Annotated in this window: 23 protein-coding genes and 4 tRNA genes; 4 read left to right on the top strand and 23 right to left on the bottom strand. The window is 63.4% G+C overall.

Annotated features, from left to right (window positions below):
• Window positions 1-9: 9 nt before the first annotated feature.
• From pepN to ACF8K2_RS14825, 6 genes are read right to left on the bottom strand one after another with little or no spacing between them, the layout of a single operon-like run.
• Window positions 10-2,667: an aminopeptidase N gene (pepN, locus tag ACF8K2_RS14850; RefSeq protein ID WP_392465568.1), complete on the bottom strand. Its 2,658-nt coding sequence runs from the start codon at window positions 2,665-2,667 to the stop codon at window positions 10-12.
• Between the two features lie 13 nt (window positions 2,668-2,680).
• Window positions 2,681-3,511: a DUF2797 domain-containing protein gene (locus ACF8K2_RS14845; RefSeq protein ID WP_392465566.1), complete on the bottom strand. Its 831-nt coding sequence runs from the start codon at window positions 3,509-3,511 to the stop codon at window positions 2,681-2,683.
• The gene (locus tag ACF8K2_RS14840; protein ID WP_392465565.1) at window positions 3,508-3,768 is read right to left on the bottom strand and encodes a YeaC family protein; all 261 of its coding nucleotides are present in this window, start codon (window positions 3,766-3,768) and stop codon (window positions 3,508-3,510) included. Before ACF8K2_RS14840 ends, ACF8K2_RS14845 begins: the two co-directional genes overlap by 4 nt.
• A 13-nt stretch (window positions 3,769-3,781) precedes the next feature.
• Entirely contained in the window at window positions 3,782-4,654 is an 873-nt protein-coding gene (locus ACF8K2_RS14835; protein WP_312154681.1) for a rhomboid family intramembrane serine protease, read from the bottom strand.
• On the bottom strand, window positions 4,651-5,622 hold the full coding sequence (locus tag ACF8K2_RS14830) for a metallophosphoesterase (RefSeq protein ID WP_312154682.1): 972 nt from the start codon (window positions 5,620-5,622) through the stop codon (window positions 4,651-4,653). The genes ACF8K2_RS14835 and ACF8K2_RS14830 overlap by 4 nt, the downstream gene beginning before the upstream one ends.
• The gene (locus tag ACF8K2_RS14825) at window positions 5,622-6,512 is read right to left on the bottom strand and encodes an NAD(+) kinase (RefSeq protein ID WP_119139528.1); all 891 of its coding nucleotides are present in this window, start codon (window positions 6,510-6,512) and stop codon (window positions 5,622-5,624) included. The genes ACF8K2_RS14830 and ACF8K2_RS14825 overlap by 1 nt, the downstream gene beginning before the upstream one ends.
• A gap of 44 nt (window positions 6,513-6,556) precedes the next feature.
• Between ACF8K2_RS14825 and ACF8K2_RS14820 the strand changes: the two genes are divergently transcribed.
• A complete protein-coding gene (locus ACF8K2_RS14820; RefSeq protein WP_392465562.1) occupies window positions 6,557-7,546 on the top strand; it encodes a DUF1853 family protein in 990 nt (329 codons plus the stop codon).
• Window positions 7,547-7,616: 70 nt separating this feature from the next.
• On the opposite strand, the gene ACF8K2_RS14815 is transcribed toward ACF8K2_RS14820, so the two are convergent.
• Complete coding sequence (locus ACF8K2_RS14815; RefSeq protein WP_392465560.1) at window positions 7,617-9,233, bottom strand: WG repeat-containing protein; 1,617 nt, start codon at window positions 9,231-9,233, stop codon at window positions 7,617-7,619.
• A 194-nt stretch (window positions 9,234-9,427) separates the two neighbouring features.
• Between ACF8K2_RS14815 and ACF8K2_RS14810 the strand changes: the two genes are divergently transcribed.
• A complete protein-coding gene (locus ACF8K2_RS14810; protein ID WP_186557295.1) occupies window positions 9,428-9,973 on the top strand; it encodes a cytochrome b in 546 nt (181 codons plus the stop codon).
• On the opposite strand, the gene ACF8K2_RS14805 is transcribed toward ACF8K2_RS14810, so the two are convergent.
• Together ACF8K2_RS14805 and ACF8K2_RS14800 are read right to left on the bottom strand one after the other, a co-directional pair.
• Window positions 9,964-10,863: a 1-aminocyclopropane-1-carboxylate deaminase/D-cysteine desulfhydrase gene (locus tag ACF8K2_RS14805; protein WP_392465556.1), complete on the bottom strand. Its 900-nt coding sequence runs from the start codon at window positions 10,861-10,863 to the stop codon at window positions 9,964-9,966. The genes ACF8K2_RS14810 and ACF8K2_RS14805 overlap by 10 nt on opposite strands.
• Before the next feature lie 114 nt (window positions 10,864-10,977).
• Complete coding sequence (locus tag ACF8K2_RS14800) at window positions 10,978-13,014, bottom strand: NADPH-dependent 2,4-dienoyl-CoA reductase (protein ID WP_312154864.1); 2,037 nt, start codon at window positions 13,012-13,014, stop codon at window positions 10,978-10,980.
• Window positions 13,015-13,207: 193 nt separating this feature from the next.
• Between ACF8K2_RS14800 and ACF8K2_RS14795 the strand changes: the two genes are divergently transcribed.
• Both ACF8K2_RS14795 and ACF8K2_RS14790 read left to right on the top strand, forming a co-directional pair.
• Entirely contained in the window at window positions 13,208-14,326 is a 1,119-nt protein-coding gene (locus ACF8K2_RS14795; RefSeq protein ID WP_392465553.1) for a carbon-nitrogen hydrolase family protein, read from the top strand.
• Window positions 14,327-14,329: 3 nt separating this feature from the next.
• Window positions 14,330-15,370 (top strand): AraC family transcriptional regulator, encoded by a 1,041-nt coding sequence (locus ACF8K2_RS14790; RefSeq protein ID WP_392465550.1) that lies wholly within the window; start codon window positions 14,330-14,332, stop codon window positions 15,368-15,370.
• Window positions 15,371-15,707: 337 nt separating this feature from the next.
• On the opposite strand, the gene ACF8K2_RS14785 is transcribed toward ACF8K2_RS14790, so the two are convergent.
• The 14 genes from ACF8K2_RS14785 to truA all read right to left on the bottom strand — a co-directional run bounded on the left by ACF8K2_RS14785 (window position 15,708) and on the right by truA (window position 26,740).
• On the bottom strand, window positions 15,708-16,601 hold the full coding sequence (locus ACF8K2_RS14785) for a DUF2242 domain-containing protein (protein WP_392465548.1): 894 nt from the start codon (window positions 16,599-16,601) through the stop codon (window positions 15,708-15,710).
• Window positions 16,602-16,801: 200 nt separating this feature from the next.
• Window positions 16,802-16,878: transfer RNA gene (locus ACF8K2_RS14780), tRNA-Asp, on the bottom strand.
• Window positions 16,879-17,017: 139 nt separating this feature from the next.
• Window positions 17,018-17,094, bottom strand: a tRNA-Asp gene (locus ACF8K2_RS14775).
• 97 nt (window positions 17,095-17,191) lie between these two features.
• Window positions 17,192-17,268, bottom strand: a tRNA-Asp gene (locus ACF8K2_RS14770).
• Window positions 17,269-17,347: 79 nt separating this feature from the next.
• Window positions 17,348-17,423: transfer RNA gene (locus ACF8K2_RS14765), tRNA-Val, on the bottom strand.
• A gap of 233 nt (window positions 17,424-17,656) precedes the next feature.
• Window positions 17,657-18,430 carry an SDR family oxidoreductase gene (locus ACF8K2_RS14760; RefSeq protein WP_186557693.1) on the bottom strand — a complete coding sequence of 258 codons (774 nt, stop codon included), beginning with the start codon at window positions 18,428-18,430 and terminating at the stop codon, window positions 17,657-17,659.
• Window positions 18,427-19,638 (bottom strand): O-succinylhomoserine sulfhydrylase, encoded by a 1,212-nt coding sequence (locus ACF8K2_RS14755; protein WP_264236987.1) that lies wholly within the window; start codon window positions 19,636-19,638, stop codon window positions 18,427-18,429. Before ACF8K2_RS14755 ends, ACF8K2_RS14760 begins: the two co-directional genes overlap by 4 nt.
• A gap of 15 nt (window positions 19,639-19,653) precedes the next feature.
• Window positions 19,654-21,159 (bottom strand): amidophosphoribosyltransferase, encoded by a 1,506-nt coding sequence (gene purF / locus ACF8K2_RS14750; protein ID WP_186557691.1) that lies wholly within the window; start codon window positions 21,157-21,159, stop codon window positions 19,654-19,656.
• Window positions 21,160-21,201: 42 nt separating this feature from the next.
• Window positions 21,202-21,756, bottom strand: coding sequence for a CvpA family protein (locus ACF8K2_RS14745; RefSeq protein ID WP_186557690.1), 555 nt, complete (start codon window positions 21,754-21,756; stop codon window positions 21,202-21,204).
• Between the two features lie 270 nt (window positions 21,757-22,026).
• Window positions 22,027-22,710, bottom strand: a complete 684-nt coding sequence (locus ACF8K2_RS14740) for an SPOR domain-containing protein (protein ID WP_186557689.1) — start codon at window positions 22,708-22,710, stop codon at window positions 22,027-22,029.
• Entirely contained in the window at window positions 22,694-24,001 is a 1,308-nt protein-coding gene (folC, locus tag ACF8K2_RS14735) for a bifunctional tetrahydrofolate synthase/dihydrofolate synthase (protein WP_392465542.1), read from the bottom strand. The genes ACF8K2_RS14740 and folC overlap by 17 nt, the downstream gene beginning before the upstream one ends.
• The gene (accD, locus tag ACF8K2_RS14730; protein ID WP_186557687.1) at window positions 24,001-24,894 is read right to left on the bottom strand and encodes an acetyl-CoA carboxylase, carboxyltransferase subunit beta; all 894 of its coding nucleotides are present in this window, start codon (window positions 24,892-24,894) and stop codon (window positions 24,001-24,003) included. Before accD ends, folC begins: the two co-directional genes overlap by 1 nt.
• Window positions 24,895-25,168: 274 nt before the next feature.
• Window positions 25,169-25,789, bottom strand: coding sequence for a phosphoribosylanthranilate isomerase (locus ACF8K2_RS14725; protein WP_392465539.1), 621 nt, complete (start codon window positions 25,787-25,789; stop codon window positions 25,169-25,171).
• A 60-nt stretch (window positions 25,790-25,849) separates the two neighbouring features.
• Window positions 25,850-26,740, bottom strand: a complete 891-nt coding sequence (truA, locus tag ACF8K2_RS14720; RefSeq protein WP_392465536.1) for a tRNA pseudouridine(38-40) synthase TruA — start codon at window positions 26,738-26,740, stop codon at window positions 25,850-25,852.
• Window positions 26,741-26,782: the final 42 nt, after the last annotated feature.

Here is a 26,782-nt window from a genome sequence, read left to right as displayed (position 1 = left end):
AACCCGGTTTCAGGCCAGGCTCTTGCTCACCACTTCATACACATCGCTGGACAGCGCCCCAGACGCCAGAATCCGCTCAAGCTCCGCCTTCATCAACGCCTGACGCGCAGCGTCATACTTGCGCCAGCGCGTCAGCGGCGCCAGCTGGCGCGAGGCAATCTGCGGGTTCAGCGCATTGAGCTCGATCACCAGCTCCGCCAGGAAGCGATAGCCAGAACCATCGGCCGCATGGAAGTTGACCAGGTTCTGCCCAGCAAAGGCGCCAATCAAGGCTCGCACCTTGTTCGGGTTCTTCAGGGTGAACGCCGGGTGCTGCATCAATGCCTTGACCCGCGCCAGGCCACCGGGCAGCGCGCTGGCCGCCTGGACGCTGAACCACTGGTCCATGACCAGCGGGTTGTCCTTGAAGTGCTCGGCGAAGGCTTCAAGCGCCTTGGCGCGCTCGGCTGCGAACGGCGAGTTGACCAGCACCGCCAACGCGGTCAGGCGCTCGGTCATGTTGTCACACTGCTCGAACTGCTCCAGGGTCGCCTCCAGCACCTGCGGCTTGGCGCTGAGCATCAGGTACGACAGCGCGATGTTCTGCAGGCTGCGACGGGCGAAGTGCTCGGCCGCAGCGACATAGGCGGTCTTGCGCGACACGTCGCGATTGGCCTGATAACGCGTCCACAAGGCATCGAACAGCTGATCGGCGATCTGCTTGCGGGCGAACTCGCGGGCGGCGTGGATCGCGTCGACGTCCGCCACCTGGCTGATCTCGGTCAAGTAAGCCTCACCTGGCAGCGAGAGCATTTCGGCGACCATCGCCGGATCCAGCGACTCATTGCCCAGCACCGTGCCCAGCGCGGTAATCAGACGTGGGTCGAGGGTGAGCGCTTCGCCACGCTGGTGCTGGCCGATCAGTTCCTGCAACACCTGCACCGATAACTGCTGGCCGGCCTCCCAGCGGTTGAAGCCGTCGCTGTCGTGCTGCATGAGGAACATCAGCTGATCGCGATCGTAGGGGAAGCTCAGCTTGACCGGCGCGCTGAAGCCACGCAGCAGCGAGGGCAACGGCTTGGCGGCAACGTCTTGGAAGGTGAAGGTCTGCTCGGCCTCGGTCAACGACAGCACGCGGCTGGTCCCCTGGGCAGCGGCTTCGCCTTGCAGGCGCAGCGGCAGATCATTGCCCTGGGCATCCAGCAGGCCCAGGGCCACGGGGATCACGAACGGCAGTTTTTCTGCCTTGTCCGGGGTCTGCGGGCAGCTTTGCCGGAAGGTCAGGCTGTAGCACTGAGCAGCGACGTCATAGGCCTCGCTGACCTCCAGGCGCGGCGTGCCGGCCTGGCTGTACCAGCGCTTGAACTGGGTCAGGTCGACGCCATTGGCGTCTTCCATGGCCTTGATGAAGTCATCGCAGGTCACAGCCTGGCCATCGTGGCGCTCAAAGTACAAGTCGCTGCCTTTGCGAAAGCCCTCGGCGCCGAGCAGGGTGCGGACCATGCCGACCACTTCAGCGCCCTTCTCGTACACCGTGAGGGTGTAGAAGTTGGAGATTTCGATGAAGCTGTCCGGGCGCACCGGATGGGCCATGGGCCCGGCGTCTTCGGCGAACTGGTGAGTGCGCAGGTAGGCGACGTCCTCGATGCGCTTGACCGTGCGCGAGTTCATGTCGGCGCTGAACTCGGCGTCGCGAAACACCGTGAAGCCTTCCTTGAGCGACAGCTGGAACCAGTCGCGGCAGGTCACGCGGTTGCCGGTCCAGTTGTGGAAGTACTCGTGCGCCACGACCCCTTCGACGCGCTGGTGGGCGGCGTCGGTGGCGGTCTCGGCACGGGCCAGCACACAGCTGGAGTTGAAGATGTTCAGGCCCTTGTTTTCCATGGCGCCCATGTTGAAGTCGTTGACCGCGACGATCATGAAGATGTCCAGGTCGTATTCACGGCCATAGACTTGTTCATCCCAGCGCATGGACTTCTTCAAGCTGGTCATGGCGTGTTCGCACTTGTCGAGGTTCTCTTCCTCGACATAGATGCGCAAGGTCACCTCACGGCCGGACTGACGGGTGAAGCTGTTCTCCACGCACCACAAGTCGCCAGCGACCAGGGCGAACAGGTAGGCCGGTTTCTTGAATGGGTCTTCCCAGGTTGCCCAATGCCGGCCGTCCTCACTCGGTCCGCTGCCGACCGGATTACCGTTGGACAGCAACACCGGATAGCGATGCTGCTCGGCAATCACCGTGGTGGTGAACGTGCTCATCACATCCGGGCGGTCGAGGTAATAGGTGATCTTGCGAAAGCCCTCGGCCTCGCACTGGGTGCAGTACATCTTGCCCGACTTGTACAAGCCTTCCAGCGCAGTGTTGCTTTCCGGGTGGATCTTCACCGTGGTGTCGAGAGTGAAGCTAGCGGCCTTGGGCTGCAGGGTCAGGCTGTCGTCGTCGAGCTGGTAGTGGGCGGCGGACAGCGGCTGGTCATCCAGCTGCACGCTGAGCAGCTGCAACTGCTGGCCGTCGAGCACCAGCGGCGGCAGCCCGGCGCCACGCGCGGGGTTGCGGCGCATCACCAGTTGCGCATGGACCAGGCTGTGGTCCTCGAACAGCTCGAAGGTCAGGTGCGTCTCATCGATCAGGTACTCGGGCGCCTGGTAGTCCTTGAGGTAGATCACTTGCGGTTGTTCGGTGCGCATGTGGCTGTCCTTTTTACTGATGCACGGCCAGCTGGTAGGCCGTGTATTTGCGAATATTGATCACGCCGGTGTCGAAAATCAGGTACTGACCCTTGATCCCGAGCAGGGTGCCTTCGGCGATCGGGTCCTTGTCGAGGTTGAAGCTGACGATCTTTTTCGGATAAGCCTCGACCGGATAACGCATCTCTACCACCTCTGCTTGCGGCAGCGGCTGGATCGCTTGCAGGCCAAAGCGCTCCTGCAAGGTGCGGATGCCATCGGCGCAGGCATCGAAGATCTGTTCACGGATGGCAGGCAGGTCCAGCACCTCGGCATCGCCCTTGAGCAGGGTGCGCCAGTTGGTGCGGTCGGGCACCTGGCTGCGCAGCACATCTTCGACCAGGCCCGATTGCTGGCGGGTGGCCACGCGCATGATCGGCAGGGCCTGGCTGGCGCCCTGGTCGAGCCAGCGGGTCGGCAGTTGGGTGGCGCGGGTGATGCCGACCTTGATCCCCGACGAGTTGGCCAGGTAGACCACATGGTCGGTCATGCAGAACTGCTCGCCCCAGGACGGCTCGCGGCAGGTGCCGGCGTCGTAGTGGCAGCGTTCAGGCGCCATGATGCACATGTCGCACTGGGCCAGCTTGGTCATGCATGGGTAGCAGTAGCCCTGGCTGAAGCTGGTCTTGGTGCGCTTGCCGCAATGGCTGCAGTGGATGGCACCGAGGTATTCCAGGCGCAGCGACTTGCCGATCAGCGGATTGACTGGCACGTGCTGTTCGCCCAGGCGAAAGCTGTACTGCACGACCGGTGCTTCAAGACGCACCGCCATCTTGCTCAAAGAGCCACGAGCGAGTTCGATCAATGTACCGAGTCCGACTTGAACAGAATGTTAGCGATCGGTGCGGATTTCGATGCGCACTCCTGCGGGCCCATGTAACCGGTGCGCTGTTCTTCGGGCAGGTTTTGCAGCTCCCAGGCGATCACCGCCTGCAGCGACAGCTCTTTCTGCTCGACGGTGAGCTTGCGCCCGTCAGCCCATTTACCCAGTTCCACCGCCGTTTTCAGGCTCTGGTAGATTTCCGGGGTGATGTTTTCGATCATTTGCGCGAAGGTGGACATAGGGTCTCCTGAATCAAGCCGACAGTTTACGCCGGGCAAGGCCACCGCCCAAGAGGCCAGCGAGGCATCCGATGAGCAGGCCGCCGACATGCGCGGCGTTGGCGATCTGGCCGAAGCCGAGTTGGCTGATGACGCCCGACAGGCACACCACCAGCCAGATGAGCATCATCACCAGCACGCCCTTGGGCAGGCTGTAATGAGGGTTGGGCGCCAGCCACTGATAGAGCCAGACATAGCCGAGCAGCCCATACAACACGCCAGACAAGCCACCAAACAGGCTCGGCCCGCCCACGTAGTGCTGGGCCAGGTTGGATACCAGGCTGAACAACAGGGTCAGGCTCAATAACACCCATGGCCCCTGGCGCAGTTCGATGCGCTTGCCCAGCTCCCAGTACCACAGGCCGTTCATCGCCAGGTGCAGCACGCCGAAGTGCAGCAGCATTGGCGACACCAGCCGCCACCATTGGCCTTCGGCCAGGCCCTGGGCCAGAGAGGTGAAGTACAGGTATTCACCCTGCACGCGAAAATCGAGGAAGGTGAACCAGCCGATAGTCGACAGGTTGTCGCCAAGGCCGGTGAGCCCGGCGACCACCACGCACAGCAGCAGGACCCCGGCCGTGACCTTGCAGGCCCGGGCCTGTTCGGCCAGTGACGGGCGCTGCGGCAGATTGGCCTGGGCCTCGGCCGGCAGTTCGATCTGGTCATTGCCTTCGGGGTAGCGCTGGTACAGCTGGCGCACATCTTCAGCAAGGTTCGGCGGTGCCCACAGCACTTGCTCCTGGCCCTCCTCGACCACCCGATGGGGCACCTGCAGACGGCGCAGCAGGCCGACGAAACCACTGAGGTCGACCGCCAGCGGCAAGCGCAGCACTTCGATCACGTTCATTGATTGGCCTGTGGGCGGTCGACATCGACCCAGACGAACTTGTGGGGGTCGATGCGGGTTTCATCATCCAACCGGTATGCCACCAGCTTGCCGTAGAGCACGGCGCTGTAGTCCAGACAGGCCAGGTTGGGGCGGATCGGCGCGGGCCGGCCGCTGCGCCAGTAATGGCCGACGAACAGCAACGGCTCGTCTTCGTCGTAGCGCAGCAGGGCATTTTTCTGGGTGTGACTGAGCGGCGTACTGGCCACAGCGTCAGGCAAGGCATCGGGCTGGAAGACGATATCGCCGTAGGTTTGCGGGTCTTCTTCCCAGAACTTGGTACGGAAAAAGGCCCGGGTCAGGCCGTCGCCGCCGGTCAGGGTCAAGCCGTCCGGCAGGCGCATGTCGGTACCACGCAACAGGCGGTTGCACACGGTCGAGGCGAAGCTGCCGGACACTGCCGAGGCCTGGACGAAATGCTCGTCGATGCAACCTCGGGGGTACTGCTGACGCAGGGGCTCGATCAGGCGTGGGTCCCAGCAGGCGTGCACCAGGCGGAACCGACCCGCGTCGACGAACAGCGGCAGCTCATAGAACCAGTCGAGAAAATCATGCCAGTCGGCCGGATGCTGGGCGAACTGGGTCAGGGTTTCATCGATCAGCCGCGCATGGCGCGGGGTGTGCTCGCGCACGAACGTCTTGCCACTGCCCGGCAGCGCCGGGGTGACCCAGGCCAGGGCGTTGTATTCATGGTTGCCCATGATGCAGAACGCCTGGCCGGCCTCGACCATGTCGTGGACGATATGCAGCGCCTCACGGATGCGCGGGCCGCGGTCGACGATGTCGCCGAGGAACAGCGCCTGGCGCCTTGGATGCCGCCAAACACCCGCCACGCGCTTGTAGCCGAGGGTGTCGAGCAGGCGTTCGAGGGTCTGTGCACAGCCATGCACGTCGCCGATGATGTCGAAACTTCGCGCCGGATCGAGCATCAGTCGCCTCCACCTCCCAGGCGGCTGCCCCAGCCGAGTTTGGTGCGGCAGACCTCGTAGTAATTGTGGTCGAGCGGATGGATCAGGCGCAGTTTCTGCGGCTTTTTACTCACCGTGATGGTATCGCCCGGGGCGCAGGTGAAGTGGTTCTGGCCATCACAGGACACCTGCGGATAGATCTGCAGGTCTTGCGAGACGACGATCTTCAGCTCGCTGTTGCCATCGACTACGATCGGCCGCCCCGACAAGGTGTGCGGATACATCGGCACGATGACGATGGCGTCGAGCTTGGGATGCATGATCGGCCCACCGGCCGACAGGGCGTAGGCGGTGGAGCCGGTCGGGGTGGCGACGATCAGGCCGTCGGCCTTCTGGCTGCAGACGAACTGCCCGTCGATGTAGATCTCGAACTCGATCATCCGCGTCGACTTGCCGGGGTGCAGCACCACGTCGTTGAGCGCATCGCCCTGGCCGATGGCCTCGCCGTGGCGACGCACTTCGGCTTGCAGCAAAAAGCGGTTTTCCACCAGGTAATGGCCGTCGAGCACCTCGGCGACCTTGACCTCCAGTTCATCCGGGCGGATGTCGGTGAGAAAGCCCAGGCTGCCACGGTTGATGCCCAGTACCGGGATGTTGTGCCGGGCCAAGGCGCGGGCGGCGCCCAGCAGACTGCCATCGCCGCCGACCACGATGACCAGGTCGCAGACCTCGCCGAGCAGTTTGCGCGTGGAGGTCTGCAGGCCGTGGCCGGGCAGCACTTCGGCGATGGTGTCCTCGAGGATCACGTGCAGATGGCGGTCGAGGAGGAATTTTTTCAGTCGGCGGATGGTGTCGAGCACCTGGGAGCTGCCAAGGCGGCCGATGATACCGATATTGCGAAATTGCTCCATGGTGCTCCTGCAAGGCTCTGCGGCGGGTAACGATAACGAGGATTATGGGCGAAACGACCGGCCAGCGGCAAACCGGCTATGCTCGCAGGATGACGCCGTTCGCCGACCTGAGCGACCTGCCCCGCCAACTGCAGCGCCCACACGTGCGCGATCTGGCCTGGGCGATACTGTCGCCCCCCCTGCTGGACGACCCGCCCTGCCCCCAGCGCCACCCGCTGGCGGCCAGTGCCTGGGCCGCGGACCCACAGCGCCTGGCCCACTGGCTGCGGACGCTGGATCGCGACGAGCACGCCTTGCGCGACTGGCTGGCGCGGCTCACCAGCCGGCGCCTGGGCCTGTACTACGAAAGTCTTTGGCAATTTGCCCTGAGCCACGCCCCAGGCGTCGAGTTGCTGGCCGCCAACCTGGCCATCCGCGAGGGCGGACACACGCTTGGCGAGCTGGACATCCTGCTGCGCGACTGCCAAGGCGTGCACCATCTGGAGTTGGCGATCAAGCTCTACCTCGGCCCGCCTGGGGGCGATGGGCATGATCCGGCGCACTGGCTTGGCCCCGGCTGCCACGACCGCCTGGACCTTAAGCTGGCGCATCTGCTCGGGCATCAATTGCCGATCTCGGCTCGCCCGCAAAGCCGCGCGATTCTGGCAACGCTGGGGGTGAGCGAGGTGCAGGCGCATCTATGGCTGGGGGGGTATCTGTTCTACCCAAGCCCTGGGCATACGCAGCCACCGGCAGGCGCCAATGCCCAGCATCTGCGCGGGCGCTGGCTGCATCGGCGGGATTGGATGGCTTATCGCTCGCGCCTGGCGGACGGCCGTTGGCAGCCCTTGGCCCGGCATGAATGGCTGGCACCGGCGCGCATCGAGCAGCCAGCGTGCTGGACAGCCGAGCGCTTTGATGGCTGGTTGGCCCAGCTCGATGGCTTTGCTCCGGCGCAGTTGTTGGTCAGGCTGGAGCAAGGTGAGGATGGCGTTTGGCAGGAGGTGGAGCGGGTGTTTCTGGTGGCTGACAGTTGGCCGCACCTGCCTGATTGAGGGGTTGAGTGGACGGGGTTAATCGCGGGCAAGCCCGCTACAGGTCCACTCAACATCAATCTACTGGCTATCAGGACGCATCAGCCACCGGCTCCGCCTGCGGGCAATGCGCCTGCGGATCGGCCGGCCAGAGCACCTTGCCCTTGCCATCGACCACCTGCTCAGCCCCGCACGGCAGTCGATTGGTGTCGAACACCACACTGCCATCCAGGCGATACAGCGCGCGCAAGCTGCGCACGGCATCGTCGCCATTACCCTGCACCTGATAGGCAAAGATCGCCCCACGCGCTTCATCGACTCGCACGTCCTGCCACTTGGCCGGCACCAGCAGCTTGCCATCGAGGTTGTACAGCGCGCGGTTGGCGTCGTCCGTGCTGCCTTCGGCAGCGAGCAGATGATGCTGGTCGGCCGTGAGCTTGACCGCCACGAACTGCTCCGGCTTGATCAACACCTTGCCCTTGGCGTCCATCACACCCACGGTCTGCACCGGACTGTCCATGCCAAAGACCTTGATCGATTTGCTTGGTGACTGGGCCTCGGAGAAGGCGAAGCGCTCTGACGTGATCACCCCGATCTGCCTGTAGCTGGGCTGGAACACTACCGTGCCCTGGTCCAGGTCGACGGTGCCGTAGGTGGCCAAAAATGCGCTCTGCAGCTTACCGATGTGATTGAAGCCTGGGCGATGCCCGCTCATGCCAAGCACACCCAGGCCTGCATCACCGATCGAGTCGTACTGCGGCTCGATCAGCCATTTGCCGGTGTGATCGATCATGCCGGCCTTGCCGCGACCTTGTTCGGTGCGGCGCAGCTGCACCATGCCAGCGCTCTTGCCGAAGGTTTCACAGGTCTCGAAGGTGGCCTGGATGACCACCTTGCCTTGGTAGTCGAGATAACCGCACGCGCTGTCGTAGGCGGTCTTGAACGCCACCAGCCCGCCACCAGGGGTACCCAGCGAGTACTGACCGATCGGGATCAGCAGATTGCCCGCAGCATCGGCCAGTCCGACGCCAGTGACGCCTTCCTTGGCGACCACCAGATGCCCATCGGCAGCGCTCTCGATGCTGTCGAATTCAAGTTTCTGCAGCACCTTGCTGGCCAGGTTGTAACCCCAGCTTTGGCCATCGTGTTCAGCCAGCACCCAATTGCCGCGCTTGGTGAAATCGTCACGCACCACCATCGAGTCGAACAGTGGTTCGCTGACCTTCTCGCCAGTGGCACTGAGGATGCCGCGCTTTTCGTTGACTTCGTAGACGATGAAATCGTTGTCGCCGCCGACGAAGACATCATCGAAAACTGCTGGCTGGACTTCCTTGCCCTGCTCATCCATGACCCCGACCTTGCCCTCGCGCACGAAGCCGAAGTAGCCCGGAGTCAGGCTGTACAACTCGTCGGTGAAGTTGGCTTTGAGCACCTGCTTGCCATCGCCACTGGCCAGGTTCCAGTAACCGTCGCGGCCAAAAATGAAGCTGTCGGTCATGGGTTGGGCGTAGATCGCCTGGTAATCGTTGTCCGGCCCTACGCGCAGCGCACCGGTCTGGTCGAGCACCGCGCATTGATCGTTGACGCAGACCGGGATGGTCATTGCGCTAATCGGCTTGAGCGCCTCGGGGGTCTGCTGGCAGCCCAGCAGCAGCGTGGAAAAGGTCGAGTACAGCGCTGCCTTGGCGGCAGTCGGGAGGTGTTTCATTTACACAGAATCCTTGTGCGATTGGTGAAGCGGATACGCCAGAGTCAATAGCTCAGTGCCATCATCCAGTTTGCTATGTCGGCAACGATTACCCGATCTGAAGCAAAGAAATATTCCAGCCAGCGGGTAGAGTTAAGCCAGGTGCCAACAAGAGCGCCGTTTTCGACCTGATGACCTGAACAAGAGGAACGCCCATGCTGTCATCCACCCCCACGCCACACTACGCACGCCTGTCGATCGCCCTGCACTGGCTGATGCTGGTGCTGCTGGCAGCCGTGTACGCCTGCATCGAGCTACGCGGCCTGTTCCCCAAGGACAGCGCCGAGCGCAACCTGATGAAGGACCTGCACTTCATGCTGGGCCTGACGGTGTTCGTGCTGGTCTGGCTGCGCCTGGCCATGCGCGCGCTGCACCCGGCGCCCGCGATCGTGCCCAAGCCCCCGGCCTGGCAGACGGGCCTTGGCCACCTGGTTCACGCGCTGCTGTACCTGATGATGATCGGCCTGCCGCTGGCCGGCTGGCTGATTCTCAGCGCAGCGGACAAGCCGATTCCGTTCTATGGGCTGGAGCTGCCCGCGCTGATTGGCGCCGACCCGGATCAGGCCAAGTTCATCAAGGGCTGGCACGAGCGGATTGGCAGTTGGGGCTATTGGCTGATCGGCCTGCATGCCCTGGCCGGGCTGTATCACCACTATGTGCGGCGCGACAACACCCTGCTGCGCATGCTGCCCTACAAGTAACCGCGGCGGCCCTGCAGCCCGCCTGTGTGCACGAAGATCAGGCGGCTGCCGGGGGCAAACAAACCTGCCTCGGCGTGCGCACGCAGGGCCAGCAGGGCCTTGCCGGTGTACAGGGCTTCGAGCGGCAGGCCGCTGTCGCGCTCGGTTCGCTCGATGAAGGCCAGCAGCTCGGGATCGATGCGGGCAAAGCCGCCACGACATGCATCGTGCAACTGGTAGCCGCTTTCGCCGACCAGGCCTGCGACCGTCTGCGCAACGCCGTGATCAGCGGGCACAGCCAGCGCCCCGTGTACCTGGCGCCTGCCCGCCTCGGCCAGGACCAGGCCGGCCAAGGTCGTGCCAGTCCCTGCTGCGAGCCACCAGCCATCGTAATCATCCCAGCCCAGCGCACCCAACTGGGCCTGCGCCTGCTCGACGATAAGCCGGCAGCCCTGCGCGCCTGCCAGGCCACCTCCGCCTTCGGGGATGCACTGCCAGCCTGGATAACGCGCCTGCCACGGCGCCCAGAACCCCGGCTCATTGCGCGCGCGGTAGCCGCCATAGCCGAGCCAGTGCAGGTGCATGCCCAGGGCTTGCAGATCGCGCACGGTTGGCGTGTCTTGGGGATGGCCGCGAAGCAGGCCGGCGGTGGCGAAGCCAAAGCGTTTGCCGGCAGCGGCAAGGGCGTGCAGATGGTTGGAATGGTTGCCGCCGAGGCTGATCAGCCCGGGGGCTTGGGCGTTTTTAGCCTGGATCAGGTGATCGCGCAGCTTGAACCACTTGTTGCCGCTGATCAGCGGGTCGATCAGGTCCAGGCGCAAGACCGCTGCCTGGATGCGGGCGTGGTCGAGCCATGGGATTGGCAACGGTTGCAGTGGGGCGATGGGGAGACAGTCGAAATCAGCAATCATGGCGCGAGTCTATCAGTTGCCTGGGCCGATGCCATCGCGGGGCAAGCCCGCTCCCACAAAGGTTGTGAAGATCCCTGCAAGAGCGGGCTTGCCCCGCTTAGTCAGCCCAGATGTCTACAGCTCAGCCGCCAAGCGCGAGCCTTGATTGATCGCCCGCTTGGCATCCAACTCAGCTGCCACATCGGCGCCGCCGATCAGGTGCACCGACTGCCCCGCCGCAACCAAGCCTTGGTGCAATTCGCGCATTGGCTCCTGGCCTGCGCAGATCACCACGTTATCCACCGCCAACACCTGCGGCTCGCCATCGCCGATGCGCACATGCAGGCCGTCGTCATCGATCCCGAGGTATTCGACACTGTTGAGCATCTGCACCTGTTTGTTCTTCAAACCCGTGCGGTGAATCCAGCCAGTGGTCTTGCCCAGGCCATCGCCGACCTTGGTTTTCTTGCGTTGCAGCAGGTACACCTGGCGCGCCGGCGCATGTGGCTGGGCCTTGATCCCGGCAACGCCGCCACGGGCTTGCAGGTGGGCATCGATACCCCACTCTTTCCAGAACGCTTCACGGTCCTGGCTGGTGGCCACGCCCTTGTGTACCAGGTACTCGGAAACGTCAAAACCAATCCCGCCCGCGCCAATCACTGCCACGCGGTTACCCACCGGCTTGCGCTCGAGCAGCACGTCCAGGTAGTTGAGCACCTTGGCGTGGTCGATGCCGGGGATGGCTGGGTTGCGGGGGGAGATACCGGTGGCGAGGATGATCTCGTCAAAGCCGGCGGACACCAGCTCATCGACGCCCACCCGGGTATTGAGGCGCAGCTCGACCCCAGTGGATTTCACTTTGTTGGCAAAGTAGCGCAGGGTCTCGAAGAATTCTTCCTTGCCCGGCACCCGCTTGGCCACGTTGAACTGCCCGCCAACTTCGCCCGCCGCATCGAACAGGGTCACCTGGTGACCACGCTCGGCGGCCACGGTGGCGGCGGCCAGCCCAGCCGGGCCGGCGCCGACTACCGCGATGCGCTTGGCCTGGGCCACCGGCAGGTAGTTGAGCTCGGTTTCGTGGCAGGCCCGTGGGTTGACCAGGCAACTGGTCAACTTGCCGCCAAAGGTGTGGTCCAGGCAGGCCTGGTTGCAGCCGATGCAGGTATTGATCAGATCAGCACGACCAGCAGCGGCCTTGTTGACGAAGTCTGGGTCGGCCAGGAACGGCCGGGCCATGGACACCATGTCGGCATCGCCTTCGGCCAGCACCGCTTCGGCCACTTCCGGGGTGTTGATGCGGTTGGTGGTGATCAGCGGAATCTGCACCTCGCCGCGCAATTTGGCGGTGACCTTGCTGAAGGCCGCGCGCGGTACTTTGGTGGCGATGGTCGGAATCCGCGCCTCGTGCCAGCCGATGCCGGTGTTGATCAGGGTGGCGCCGGCCTTTTCGATGGCCTTGGCCAACAGCACGATCTCGTCCCAGCTGCTGCCGCCCTCGACCAGGTCGAGCATCGACAGGCGGAAAATGATGATGAAGTTCGGTCCTACCGCTGCACGCACGCGGCTGACGATCTCGATCGCCAGGCGCATGCGGTTCTCGTAGCTGCCACCCCAACGGTCGGTGCGATGGTTGGTGTGCGCGGCGAGGAACTGGTTGATGAAGTAGCCTTCCGAACCCATGATCTCGACGCCGTCGTAGCCAGCGCGTTGGGCGAGCGCTGCGCAGTTGACGAAGTCGTGGATCTGCTTCTCGATGCCCTCCTCGTCCAGCTCCTTGGGCTTGAACGGGTTGATCGGCGCTTGAATGGCGCTGGGTGCCACCTGCCGCGGACTATAGGCGTAGCGCCCAGCGTGGAGGATCTGCAAACAGATCTTGCCGTCTGCCGCGTGCACGGCGTCGGTGACGATGCGGTGCTTGTCGGCTTCTTCCTCGGTGCTCAGCTTGGCCGCCCCCGAGTACACACCGCCTTCATCATTGGGGGCAATGCCGCCGGTGACCATCAAGCCGACTCCGCCACGGGCGCGCTCGGCAAAGTACGCCGCCATGCGCTCGAAGCCGCCTGGGCGCTCTTCGAGGCCGGTGTGCATCGAGCCCATCAGGGTGCGGTTGCGCAGCGTGGTGAAGCCCAGGTCCAACGGGGCGAGCAGGTGCGGGTAACGGTCGGCGGCCATGGATGTACTCCCCATGTGGCGTGATCACGGTATGCGGGCGCCTCACGTACCATGCGGGCCCCGTCGTTTGTCTGGTGACGACATTAAACAGCCGTTTGAACCGGCTCAATGATCGAAACTGACAACTTATTGATCCTGCTGCACAGCAGGTCTACCCTAGGACACCTTTGTTCCGATGGTGCCTGACCGCTTCATGCGCAAACTCCTGGCAAGCGCCCTGGCGCTGGTGATGATCGCCGCCCTGTGTGGCTATGGTTTCTGGACCCTGCAGCGTCCGGAAGGCCACTACCTCTCCGATTTGCGCATCGAACTGGCGCTCAACCAGGGCGTGCCGGGCGAACACGGCAACCTGCTGGGCGTCGAGCCGCAGCTCAACCCCAGTGATTACCAGAACCTGCAACGCCTGCACCGCAAGCTGTCGGCCTATCTGCAGCAGGCGCGCGGCCAAGGCTTGATCAATTCGCGCACAGTGGTCGTGCTGCCAGAACACATCGGCACCTGGTTGTGGGCGCGCGGCGAAAAAAACCAGCTGTACCAGGTCACCCAGCAGCGCGAGGCAGTGCAGTGGCTGGAGTTGAGCAACCCGCTGCGCTATGGCTTGGCCATGCTCTGGGCCACCGGCGATGATCGCCGCGCCGACGCCCACCTACGGATGAAGGCCGGGCAAATGGCCGCCGACTACCAGGCCCTGTTTGGCGGCCTGGCCAAGGAGTTCGGCGTCACCCTGGTGGCGGGCTCGATCGTGCTGCCGGCCCCTTACGTGGAAAAAGGTGTGCTGTACGCAGGCAACGGCCCGCTGTTCAACAGCAGCCTGGTGTTCGGCAGCAATGGCGCCGTGCTCGGTCAGCCACAACTGCAGCAATTCCCCGACAGCGAGGTGCGCCGCTACATTCATGACGGTCGCAAGCACCCCCTACAAGTGATTCAGACCCCCGCAGGCCGGCTTGGCGTGCTGGTGGGCAGCGACAGTTGGTACCCAGAAAACTACCGCCAGCTGGCTGGGCAGTCGGTGCAGTTGATCGCCAATCCGGTGTTTCTCAGCGGCAAGGGCAGCTGGAGTGCACCTTGGCGCGGTAACCGCCATCAGGATGCTGCCGCCGACCTGCCGGTGCAGCGCGGCGAGGTCAGCGAGCAGACGGCCTGGCAGCAACTGACCTTGGCCGCCAACGCTGGCATCACCAGCATGAGCGTGTTCCTGCGTGGCCAGTTCTGGGAGCTGGGCGGCGATGGCCAGGGTTTTGCCAACCATGCTGGCGAGCAACTGGCCGGCAGCCAGCACTCTGGTGCGCGCTTGCTCAACCTGTGGTTGTGACCGATGCCGCGCCCCCGCGTACGCCTGGGTGACCTTTCGGTAGGTTTCGTCCAGCCGCTGGCCGAGGCATTGCGCCAGTCAGGCCACGACCCGCTGCCGCTGCTGCAGCGCTATGGGCTGGATGCCGCGCGCGTTGCCGAGCCCTGCGCACGCCTGTCGATCCCGCGCTACATGCACCTGGGGCATGCCGCCATCGAGCTCAGTGGCGATCCAGCGCTGGGCCTGCGCATGGGGCAACTGAGCCGCCTGGCCCAGGCGGGCCTGGCTGGCGTCACTGCGGCCCAGGCACCCAGCGTAGGTGAAGCTGCGCGTACCTTGCTGCGCTACGAGCCGCTGTATGCGGCCAACTATCGCGGCCGCTCGCTGTTCATCGAGGACGCTCAGGGCGCCTGGCTGCGCTTCTACTCGATCAGCCCCTACAACGGCTACAACCGCTTCGTAGTCGACTCGCTGCTGGCCGGCTGGCTGGCCCAGCTGGGTCAGTTGGCAGGCATACAGGTGTTGGCCGAGCGCATGGACATCGAATTCGATGCCCCGCGCTATGCAAGCCAGTACCAAGCCCTGTGCAGCAACAGCGTGCAGTTCGGCGCGGCGCACAATCAATTGCGCCTGAGCCGAGAAACGTTGTCGCTGGTCAATCCCCAGCACTGCCCCAGCACCTGGCAGCACCTGTTACAGCTGTGCGAGGCAGAACTCGCCCAGCGTACCCGTGTGCGTAGCCTTGGCGAGCGCATTACCCATCTGCTCGGGCCATTGCTCAATGGCGGCCGGGAACCTGACCTGGAAGAGGTGGCGCAGCATCTGGAGCTGCCAACCTGGACCTTGCGGCGCAAGCTGGCCGAAGAAGGCACGCGGTTTCGCAACCTGCTCAACGACACGCGGCGCGACTTGGCCGAGACCTATATCCGCGACACGGAACTGGCATTTGGCGAGATCGCCTATCTGTTGGGGTTTGCCTCGGCTGAGGCCTTCCAGCGCGCATTCAAGCGTTGGACGGGCCTGACGCCGGGAGAGTTTCGCCGCAATCAGCGGCGCACCGGCTAGAGCTCGGTGGCGTCGTCGGTAGGTTCCGGGATGTCCAGTTCGTAGGCCTGGAATTCGAGCAGTTCTTCTTGATAATCGTCCATCGCCCTACGTCCTCTTCACTCATGATTTGTTTGGTGTCCAGGCCAAGCTAAGCCGGCCGGATGAACCATTGATGACAGTCTTATGAGTGGTAAACGTAGCAGGGGTTCGACACGTTATCAGGGGCAAGCTGTAACAGAAGTTTATGCGCTAGCGGCGCCGGCCTCTTCGCGGGCAAGCCCGCTCCCACAGGTACCGCGCTGGCTTCGAACTCAACGGGGTGCCCGCGAAGAGCCGGCACAGCCCCCGTGATCAATTAAAGCGGCGCAGGAGCCGGCTCAGTGACGGGAGCCTGTTGCTGCACTTGGATTGGCGTAGCCTCGCTAGGCGGCGCAATCGGCTGGGAGCCCTGACTGTCATCCACCGCCGGCGCTGGCTGAACTTCACTGGCAGGCGCAACCGCGGCAGGCGCCGGGGGCGCAACGGGCTCAGTCGGAGGCGCTGCAACCGGTGCCTCGACCGGTGCTGTAGCCGCAGGCTGCTCGCTGGCGGCAACCGCAGGCGTGCCCTGCTGTACCGCTGGCGCCAAGGCGGAAGGTGCCTGCTCAGGCAGGCCCAAGGCCGGCGCTGGCTTGTCAGCTTTCGGCGCCTCAGCCTGGGGTTCGGCCTTCTTGGTTTTCTTCGGTTTGGGCAGGAAGCTTTCGACCAAGGCGAAATAACGCTCGTAGAACTGCGGCGCAGTCACCGTCTCGCTGGCAACCTTGACCATGGAGTCGTCGCTAGAGCCAATGGGCATCGACACCGAGCCCAATACACCGACGCCAAGGCTGGCAGAGGTGTTGGATTTTTTCAGCGCATAGCGATCCTGCAGGGCGTTGGCGAACATGGTCGAGCGCTGTTCGTCGCTGCTGTCAGGCGCGCAGGTGACGTTGAAGCTGATCTGCAGGTGGTTTTCGCTGTTCTGCTGAAAGCTTTTGTTGCCAGCGATCTGATTGGCACCGCTGCTGGTGATGATGTAGCCCTGGCTGAGCAAGGCGCGACGGGCGGCCTCGCAGGAACCGGCTTCACTGACCGGGAAGCTGCGCGAGAAGGTGCCCGAGTCATCGAAGTTCTCGTGCTCGTAGACTGCGGTTTTTTTCGAGGAGCAACCGGATACGCCCGCCAGCACAAGGGCCAGCCCGAGCGCACCGAAGACGGATGATCTGGACATCTTAGATACCGGAAAAAGACGAATGGCGCCTATTGTGCATCACATCACCCGGTACTGAAACCGCTGATCGGTGAAGACACTGTCAGGTTCGTGTAAATCTTGCGCCATGGAGAAACACTAGGCTTTAGAAACAAAAAAAGCGACCCGAAGGTCGCTTTCTCTGTGTTGCCTCAGGCGTTCAAGGGGCCTGGAGGCGAAGATGGCGCAGCGGACGGGACTCGAACCCGCGACCCCCGGCGTGACAGGCCGGTATTCTAACCGACTGAACTACCGCTGCGTATCATTCAGGCTTGCGCCCAATTGAAACTGGGATCTGCTTTCCAAGTCGCACTTGGAAGTCAGGCACAAAAAAAGCGATATCTTGATCGCTTCTCTTGTTTTGCTGCGAGGCGTTCAAGGGGCCTCGTAGCAGAAGATGGCGCAGCGGACGGGACTCGAACCCGCGACCCCCGGCGTGACAGGCCGGTATTCTAACCGACTGAACTACCGCTGCGTATCGTTCAGGCTTGCGCCCGATTGAAACTGGGATCTGGCACCAAGGCTTGGCCTTAGTACCTCAGACCGGTGACAAGCACCCATCTGGAGAAAAGTGGCGCAGCGGACGGGACTCGAACCCGCGACCCCCGGCGTGACAGGCCGGTATTCTAACCGACTGAACTACCGCTGCGCATAGTGGACTTGCGTCCTGTTCCTCTCGATTAGGAAGCTTCTTGCGAAGGCTCCAAGTTCAGGAACATCTCAGGAAGTGGTGGGTGATGACGGGATCGAACCGCCGACCCTCTGCTTGTAAGGCAGATGCTCTCCCGGCTGAGCTAATCACCCATTGTGCTGCTTGTGTTGCGTGTTACGTTTGCTTCGCTGAGGCCGCGAAATTTACGCAGGTACCGATGCTAAGTCAATACCCCCATTGAATTTTTTTTCAAAAAGAGCAAAAACCCTTAGGTCTTCTGCAGAGTGGGCTTGCCGGTAAAGAGGTTGGCCCAGGCAACACCGCCATCCTCGCGCAGAAACGAAAAAGAGGCCCTCTGGCCTCTTCTTGTCTTTCTGCTTACCGCTCAGGTGTAGATCATCTTACGGCTCATGCCGCCGTCGACCACAAACTCCTGGCCGGTGACGAACCCCGCCTGCCTGGACAACAGCCAGGCCACCAGCGCCGCGACATCTTCCACGGTCCCTACCCTGCCCGCAGGATGCTGGGCATGGTCAGCATCGCTCAACGGCTCGGCACGGCGTTGGGCAGGATCACGCGCATCGATCCAACCCGGGCTGACTGCATTGACACGGATCTCCGGACCCAGACTCATCGCCAGGGCATGGGTCAGCGCCAGCAGGCCACCCTTGCTCGCCGCATAAGCCTCGGTATCGGGCTCGGACTGGCGTGCACGGGTCGAGGTCAGGTTGACGATCGCCCCGCCATGGGCGCGCAGATAAGGTGCACAGTGCTTGGCCAACAGCATCGGCCCATTGAGGTTGACCGCCAGCACCCGATTCCATTGAGCCAGGCTCAAACTCTCGAGGGTGTGGTTGTGCGGGTTGGCAATGGCCGCGTTGCACACCAACGCGTCCAATCGACCAAACTGCCCAAGCACCTCGGAGACCCCGGCACTGACCTGGGCTTCGTCGGCGACGTCCATGGTGATGAACCAGGCATTGTCGCCAAGTGCCTTGGCCACCTTGGCGCCGCGCGGCCGGTCAAGGTCGCTGAGTACCACCTGCCAACCTTCGCAGATCAGCCAGGCAGCGATGCCCAGGCCGATGCCGCGTGCGGCACCGGTAACCAGGGCTACCCGACCGTTATGGCCCGGTTCGCCGCCCTTCCAGTCGATCACAGCGCAGCCAGCCCACGTGCCAGGTCGGCTTGCAGGTCAGCGACATCTTCCAGGCCCACTGCAATGCGGATCAGGCTGTCGCGGATTCCGGCAGCCTCGCGCTCTTGCGGCGACAGACGGCCGTGGGAGGTGGTGGCCGGGTGGGTGATGGTGGTTTTGCTATCACCCAGGTTAGCGGTGATCGAGAGCAGACGCGTGGCATCGATGAAGCGCCAGGCGCCGTCTTTGCCGCCCTTGACCTCAAAGCTCACCACTGCGCCGAAATCGCTCATCTGGCGCTTGGCCAACTCGTGCTGTGGATGGCTGGCAAGACCGGCGTAATGGACTTTCTCCACGCCCTCTTGCTGCTCCAGCCACTGCGCCAGCGCCTTGGCGCCCTCGCAGTGGGCACGCATGCGCAACTTGAGCGTTTCCAGCCCCTTGAGGAACACCCAGGCGTTGAATGGGCTCAAGGTCGGCCCCGCAGTGCGCAGGAAGCCCACCACTTCTTTCATCTGCTCGCTACGACCCGCCACGGCGCCGCCCATGCAACGGCCCTGGCCGTCGATGAACTTGGTCGCCGAATGCACGACGATATCGGCCCCGAGCTTGAGCGGCTGCTGCAGCGCCGGGGTGCTGAAGCAGTTGTCCACCACCAGCATCGCACCACGGGCATGGGCGATCTCGGCCAGCGCGGCGATATCCACCAGCTCCGCCAAGGGGTTGGATGGCGACTCGACGAACAGCAGCTTGGTGTTGGCCTTGATGCCCCGCTCCCAACCGCTCAGGTCAGCCAGCGGCACGTAGTCCACTTGCACGCCAAAGCGCTTGAAATACTTCTCGAACAGGCTGATGGTCGAACCGAACACGCTCTGCGACACCAGCACATGGTCACCGGCGCTGCACAGCGCCATCACCGTGGACAGGATCGCCGACATGCCCGTGGACGTACCCACGGCCTGTTCTGCACCTTCCAGCGCCGCCAGGCGCTCTTCGAAGGCGCGCACGGTCGGGTTGGTGTAGCGCGAATAAACGTTGCCCGGTGTTTCACCGGCAAAGCGCGCAGCCGCATCGGCAGCCGTGCGGAATACATAGCTGGAGGTGAAGAACAGCGGGTCGCTGTGTTCGGCCTCCGGCGTGCGGTACTGACCGGCGCGCACCGCCAGGGTGTCGAAACCGACACCCTCCAGGTCGCTGTCCAGTCGCCCGGCATCCCATTGATCAGTCATGCCGTCGCTCCCAATTCAGTTGTTGTACAGGTCGATGATCGCGCTGACTGCCTGGGTCTTGACCTTGGCCGCATCGTTGCGGGCCTGCTCGATGCGTTCCAGGTAGGCGTCGTCGATGTCGCCGGTGACGTACTCACCGTCGAACACTGCGCAATCGAAATGCTCGATCTTGATCTTGCCGCCACCGACCGATTCGATCAGGTCTGGCAGGTCTTGGTAGACCAGCCAATCGGCGCCGATCAACTCGGCCACCTGGTCGGTGGTACGGTTGTGGGCGATCAGTTCGTGAACACTCGGCATGTCGATGCCGTAGACGTTGGGGTAACGCACCGCCGGAGCGGCGGAGCAGAAGTAGACGTTCTTGGCACCGGCCTCGCGGGCCATCTGGATGATCTGCTTGCACGTGGTGCCACGCACGATCGAGTCGTCGACCAGCATCACGTTCTTGCCGCGGAACTCAAGCTCGATGGCGTTGAGCTTCTGGCGGACCGATTTCTTGCGCGCGGCCTGGCCGGGCATGATGAAGGTACGGCCGATGTAGCGGTTCTTGACGAACCCTTCGCGGAACTTGACGCCCAGGTGGTTGGCCAGCTCCAGCGCGGCGGTGCGGCTGGTGTCCGGGATCGGGATAACCACGTCGATGTCGTGCTCAGGGCGCTCGCGGCGAATTTTCTCGGCCAGCTTCTCACCCATGCGCAGACGCGCCTTGTACACCGAGACGCCATCCATGATCGAGTCAGGACGGGCCAGGTAGACGTGTTCGAAGATGCACGGCTTGAGCTGCGGATTGGTCGCGCACTGCTTGGTGTACAGTTGGCCTTCTTCGGTGATGTACACCGCCTCGCCCGGCGCCAGGTCGCGGATCAGGGTGAAGCCGAGCACGTCCAGCGCCACGCTTTCCGAGGCGATCATGTACTCGACGCCTTCGTCGGTGTGACGCTGGCCGAATACCACCGGGCGGATACCGTTAGGGTCACGGAAGCCGACGATGCCGTAGCCGGTGATCATCGCCACGACCGCGTAGCCGCCGACGCAGCGGCTGTGCACATGGGAAACCGCAGCGAACACATCTTCTTCGGTCGGCTGCAGTTTGCCGCGTACGGCCAGCTCGTGGGCGAACACGTTGAGCAACACTTCCGAATCGGAGTTGGTGTTGACGTGGCGCAGGTCAGACTCGTAGATCTCCTTGGCCAGCTGCTCGACGTTGGTCAAGTTGCCGTTGTGCGCCAGGGTGATGCCATACGGCGAGTTGACGTAGAACGGCTGAGCCTCGGCCGAAGTCGAGCTGCCCGCGGTTGGGTAGCGCACATGGCCGATACCCATGTGGCCGACCAGGCGCTGCATGTGCCGCTGCTGGAAGACGTCGCGCACCAGACCATTGTCCTTGCGCAGGAACAACCGGCCGTCATGGCTGGTCACGATACCGGCAGCATCCTGGCCGCGGTGCTGAAGGACCGTTAGCGCGTCATACAGCGCCTGATTGACGTTCGACTTACCGACAATACCGGTGATGCCACACATGCGACGCAACCCCTACTTTGATGAAACTTGAGTGAATAGCGCTCAAGGCCTGGCAGGCCCGAGCAACTGTTCCTTGAACGGAAGATCAGCAGGTACGCTGACCCCACTGGACATCCACTGACCGGTCATCCCTAGGATAAGGTTTTTTGACCAGTCAGCGACCAATAGAAATTGTGGTATCAGGCGTGATTCCTGCCACCACGGATCCTGTTGCACCGGCCCCAGGCTCAGCAGCCCGACCGCCACGACGACCAGCAAGGCACCCCGGGCGGCGCCAAAGGCCATGCCCAGGAAGCGATCGGTACCGGACAGCCCGGTTACGCGGATCAGCTCGCCTATGAGGAAATTGAGCATCGCTCCAACGATCAGGGTGGCGATGAAAAGAATGGTACAGCCGGCGATGACCCGTGCCGAAGGCGTCTGGATATAGCTTTCCAGGTACTGCGACAACGAACCGCCGAACATCCAGGCCACAGCGCCCGCCACTATCCAGATGATAAGCGACAGGGCTTCCTTGACGAAGCCGCGCGTAAGACTGATCAATGTGGAAACGGCGATGATCGCGATGATCGCCCAATCAACCCAGGTAAATGCCACGGTGCTGCCTGCAGACGTTTGAGGCGGCGCATTTTACCAGAGCGGCGGGCCGGGGGTAAGCGGAATGTCGGGGCGTTGAGGCATTGGCATCATCGACATGGCCTCAAGGGACGGTTTACCCCGGCTGCTGCTATCGCGGGGCAAGCCCGCTCCCACGTAGCAAGCGTAGGCTCCAATATTCTGGCCAGGCAGGTACCGCGTGGGAGCGGGCCAGCCCCGCGATAGCCTCAGGCCAGGCAGCAAATACCTTGAACACGAAGGCACCCGTGGTCAGCTACGCTCCGGCTGGAACCTGACCACGAAGCCCTTGAGCTTGTGCTGGCGATTGATCACATCACGCAGACGCTCGGCCTCGGCGCGCTCGATCAATGGCCCGACATACACCCGGTTCATGCCATCGGCAGAACGGATATAGGCGTTGTAGCCCTGGCTGCGCAAGGTTTTCTGCAGATTATCGGCACCGACACGGTTGGACAGGCTGGCCAACTGGATCGACCAGCTCACCGGCAGGCCATTGGCGTCGATCTTCGACGGTGCTGCAGGCTTGGCGGCGCTGGCTGCTGTCGCCGGCGCTGGAGTTGCCGCCGGACGGGTCTCGACCTTGGCCGCTGGCGCCGGTGCCACCGGCTTGGCGGCGGGCGCCTGGGCCTGCGGCACGGCAGACGGCGCCGGCGCAATCGGCTGGCTCGGCGTGCTAGCCGGTGCAGTCGACTCATCGACGACCACTGGCGGCTGTTCGGACAGATCCGCTACCGGCTGCTGCTCAGGCACTTGGATCGTCTCGACCTGCACTTGCGGCAAGCTCGGCATCGCCGGCGCCTGCGGCGCATCGACCTGCACCTGACGCATTTCGTCCTCGCGGCTGAACAACATCGGCAAGAAGATCACCGCCAGCGCCACCAGCACCAGCGCACCAACCATGCGCTGTTTCATTCCCTTATCCAGCACTGCCATCTACTCCACCCTCAGGAGCCTGCCGTTCAAGCCATTCCAGGGCCTGACCGACACAGAAAAACGAACCGAACAGCACGATCTGATCATCTGCCGTCGCCTGCGCGCACTGTCCTTCCAAAGCAGCCTCGACGCTGGCATAAGACTTCACCGTAGCGCCGAGGTTCGTCAAGGCCGTTGCCAACTCAGCCGCCGGGCGCGTGCGCGGTGTAGCCAAAGGTGCCACCGCCCAGTTGTCGAACAGGCCCTGCAGCGGCGCTACCACGCCTTGCAGGTCTTTGTCGGCGAGCAGGCCGAACACCGCCAGGCGCTTGCCCTGCGGCGCTCGTGCGGCGAGGCGACGAGCCAGGTACTCGGCAGCATGGGGGTTATGCCCCACATCCAGGAGCAGCTCGACGCGCTTGCCGTGCCAGACCAATGCACGACGATCCAGACGACCGGTGATGCGAGTATCGAGCAGGGCCTGGCGGACTTGCCCGGCCTCCCACGGCAAGCCCATCAACAGGTAGGCCTGCAACGCCAGCGCGGCGTTTTCCATCGGCAGGTCGAGCAGCGGCAGGTCATGCAACTCGACCGCCGCGCCATCGAGCTTGCGCCCACGCCACTGCCAATGATTAGCCGTCTCGGCCAGATCGAAATCGCGCCCGCGTAGCAACAGCGGGCAGGCCAACTCGCGGGCCTTGTCCAGCAACGGTTGCGGTGGCAGCAGATCGCCACACAGGGCCGGTTTGCCCTGGCGGAAGATACCGGCCTTTTCGAAGGCCACTGACTCGCGGCTATCGCCCAGGTAGTCGACATGATCGACGCCAATGCTGGTAACCAGCGCGAGGTCGGCATCGACCAGGTTGACCGCATCCAGCCGGCCACCGAGGCCGACTTCGAGCACCACGGCATCCAGAGCCGACCGATGGAACAGCCAGAACGCCGCCAGGGTGCCCATTTCGAAATAGGTCAGGGAAATCTCGCCGCGCGCCGCCTCGACGGCGGCGAAGGCTTGGCACAACTGCTCATCGCTGGCGTCGACGCCATCGATGCGCACCCGCTCGTTGTAATGCAGCAGGTGCGGCGAGCTGTAGACGCCGACCTTGAGGCCCTGGGCCTGGAGCAAGGCGGCGACGAAGGCACAGGTCGAACCCTTGCCGTTGGTACCGGTAACGGTCACTACCCGAGGCGCCAGCTTGCCCAGCCCGAGCCGCTGGAGAACCTGTTGCGAACGCTCCAGGCCCATGTCGATGGCCGAAGGGTGCAGCTGCTCGAGATAGGCGAGCCAGTCGCCGAGGGTACGTTGAGTCATTACGCGACGGCCGCCACTTCCTGAGCTTCGGCCGGGGTCGGCTGGCCAGTCATCTGTGCCAGCAGGCGAGCCAGGCGCGGACGCAGCTCGTGACGCGAGATGATCAGGTCGATGGCGCCGTGCTCGAGCAGGAACTCACTGCGCTGGAAGCCTTCTGGCAGCTTCTCACGAACGGTCTGCTCGATGACGCGCGGGCCGGCAAAGCCGATCAGCGCCTTGGGCTCGCCAACGATCACATCGCCAAGCATCGCCAGGCTGGCGGAAACGCCACCGTAGACCGGGTCGGTCAGCACGGAGATGAACGGAATGCCTTCTTCGCGCAGGCGCGCCAGCACTGCCGAGGTCTTGGCCATCTGCATCAGCGAGATCAGCGCTTCCTGCATACGTGCACCGCCCGAGGCGGAGAAGCAGATCATCGGGCAGCGGTTTTCCAGCGCGTAGTTGGCGGCGCGGACGAAACGCTCACCGACGATGGCACCCATCGAGCCACCCATGAAGGAGAACTCGAAGGCGCTAACCACGATCGGCATGCCCATCAGGGTGCCGCTCATGGAGATCAGGGCGTCTTTCTCGCCGGTCTGCTTCTGCGCGCCAGCCAGGCGGTCCTTGTACTTCTTGCCGTCGCGGAATTTCAGGCGGTCAACCGGCTCCAGATCGGCACCGAGCTCGGCACGGCCGTCGGCGTCGAGGAAGATGTCGATGCGCGCACGGGCGCCGATACGCATGTGATGATTGCACTTGGGGCAGACATCCAGGGTCTTTTCCAGCTCCGGACGATACAGCACGTTCTCGCAGGCTGGGCACTTGTGCCACAGGCCTTCCGGCACCGAGCTCTTCTTCACCTCGGAACGCATGATCGATGGGATCAGTTTGTCGACTAACCAGTTGCTCATGCTTTCTTTCTCCAGTATTTGGCGGGCGGGGACCGATCTGGCCGGCCATGCCCTACCCTTGAGCTCATATTCTTCAATGAAACGATGATGGACCGGCTCCGGGGCCCGCTACTGCGCGAAGCCAACCGAACGACCGAACCCTCTTCAATCTGTCATGCCGGCGTCATTGACACCGACTCTGCACCTGGCTGCGCCTGCAACAGCACGCGCGCCTGGCAGCACAAGGCTGCGATAGCTATGGACGATGGCGCGCGGCCAGCCGTCACATCTGCCTTCACGCCTGCTTCACTGCACGCACGAACGCCTCGATCTTGGCGGCGTCCTTGATGCCCTTGGCCTGCTCGACTCCACCGCTGACATCCACGGCGTAAGGGCAAACCTGGGCAATCGCCTGGCCGACGTTGCCCGGGTTCAGACCACCGGCAAGGATAATCGGTTTACTCAGACGCTGCGGCACCAGCGACCAGTCAAAAGCTTCGCCAGTCCCTCCCGGGACGCCGGCGACGAAGGTATCCAGGAGAATCCCGCTGGCATTGGCGTAGTGCTTGCACTGAGCTTCAAGGTCATCGCCAGGACGCACCCGCAAGGCCTTGATCCAGGGCCGGTGAAAACCCTCGCAGTCAGCTGGGGTTTCGTCGCCGTGGAACTGTAGCAGGTCCAGCGGTACCGCCTCGAGGATCTCGTTGAGTTCGCAGCGCGAGGCATTGACGAACAGGCCAACGGTGGTCACGAACGGCGGCAGCGCGGCAATGATCGCCCGCGCCTGCTGCACGTCCACCGCACGCGGGCTCTTGGCATAGAAGACCAGGCCGATGGCATCGGCGCCGGCTTCGGCGGCGGCCAGGGCGTCTTCGATGCGGGTAATCCCGCAGATCTTGCTGCGAACGTTGCTCATGGACGGCGAACCTTGAGTAATCGGTGAAAGGCCGGATGTTAGCAAATCACTTTTCGCCCGTCAGTCTGCCAAGGCATCGAAACCGGTGAGAAAGTGTGGGCCAATGTAACGCTGGGGCAAGACGAACGGCTCAGGGTACTCCACCTGCACCAGGTACAGGCCATACGGATGCGCGGTCACCCCGGCCTCGCGGCGATCGCGGCTTTGCAGCACTTCGCGGGCCCACTCGATCGGCCGCTCGCCGCTGCCAATGCTCATCAGCACCCCAGCGATGTTGCGCACCATGTGATGCAGGAACGCTGTGGCGCGGATGTCCAGGACGATCATCTGGCCATGGCGGGTGACGCGCAGGTGGTACATGTGCTTGACCGGCGATTTGGCCTGGCATTGGCTGGCACGAAAAGCGCTGAAGTCATGGGTACCGAGCAGGTATTGCGCCGCTTGGGCCATACGCTCGACGTCCAGCGGGCGATGGTTCCAGGTGACTTCCTCGGCCAGGTGCGCCGGGCGGATCGGATCGTTGTAGATGACGTAGCGGTAGCGCCGGGCGGTGGCCTTGAAGCGCGCGTGAAAATCCGCCGGCATCTGCTGCGCCCAGGCCACGCTGATGTCTCGCGGCAGGTTGAAGTTGGTGCCCATGGTCCAGGCGCGCTCATCGCGCACGGCATTGGTATCAAAGTGCACGATCTGCCCGCAGGCATGCACGCCGGCGTCGGTGCGCCCGGCGCAGACCACCGAGATCGGCGCATTGGCCACCTTCGACAACGCCTGCTCAAGGGCCTGCTGGACACTGGCCACACCGCTGGCCTGGCGTTGCCAGCCGCGGTAGCGAGCGCCTTTGTATTCCACGCCCAGGGCGATGCGCGAGTAGCCTTCGGCCGCCGATTCGGCCGCGTCGTTATCGATGATGTCCAAGTAACTGAAACCTGTGGATGGAACGAAGGGCGGCATTATAACGACAACGGCAGCCTTCTGGGCTGCCGTTGCGGGGCT

Source organism: Pseudomonas sp. xss_2 (assembly GCF_043104195.1).
In the GTDB taxonomy this organism is placed as follows: domain Bacteria; phylum Pseudomonadota; class Gammaproteobacteria; order Pseudomonadales; family Pseudomonadaceae; genus Aquipseudomonas; species Aquipseudomonas urmiensis.
Note: the sequence above shows the minus strand (reverse complement) of the source record. Positions and strands in the feature narration are given on the sequence as shown.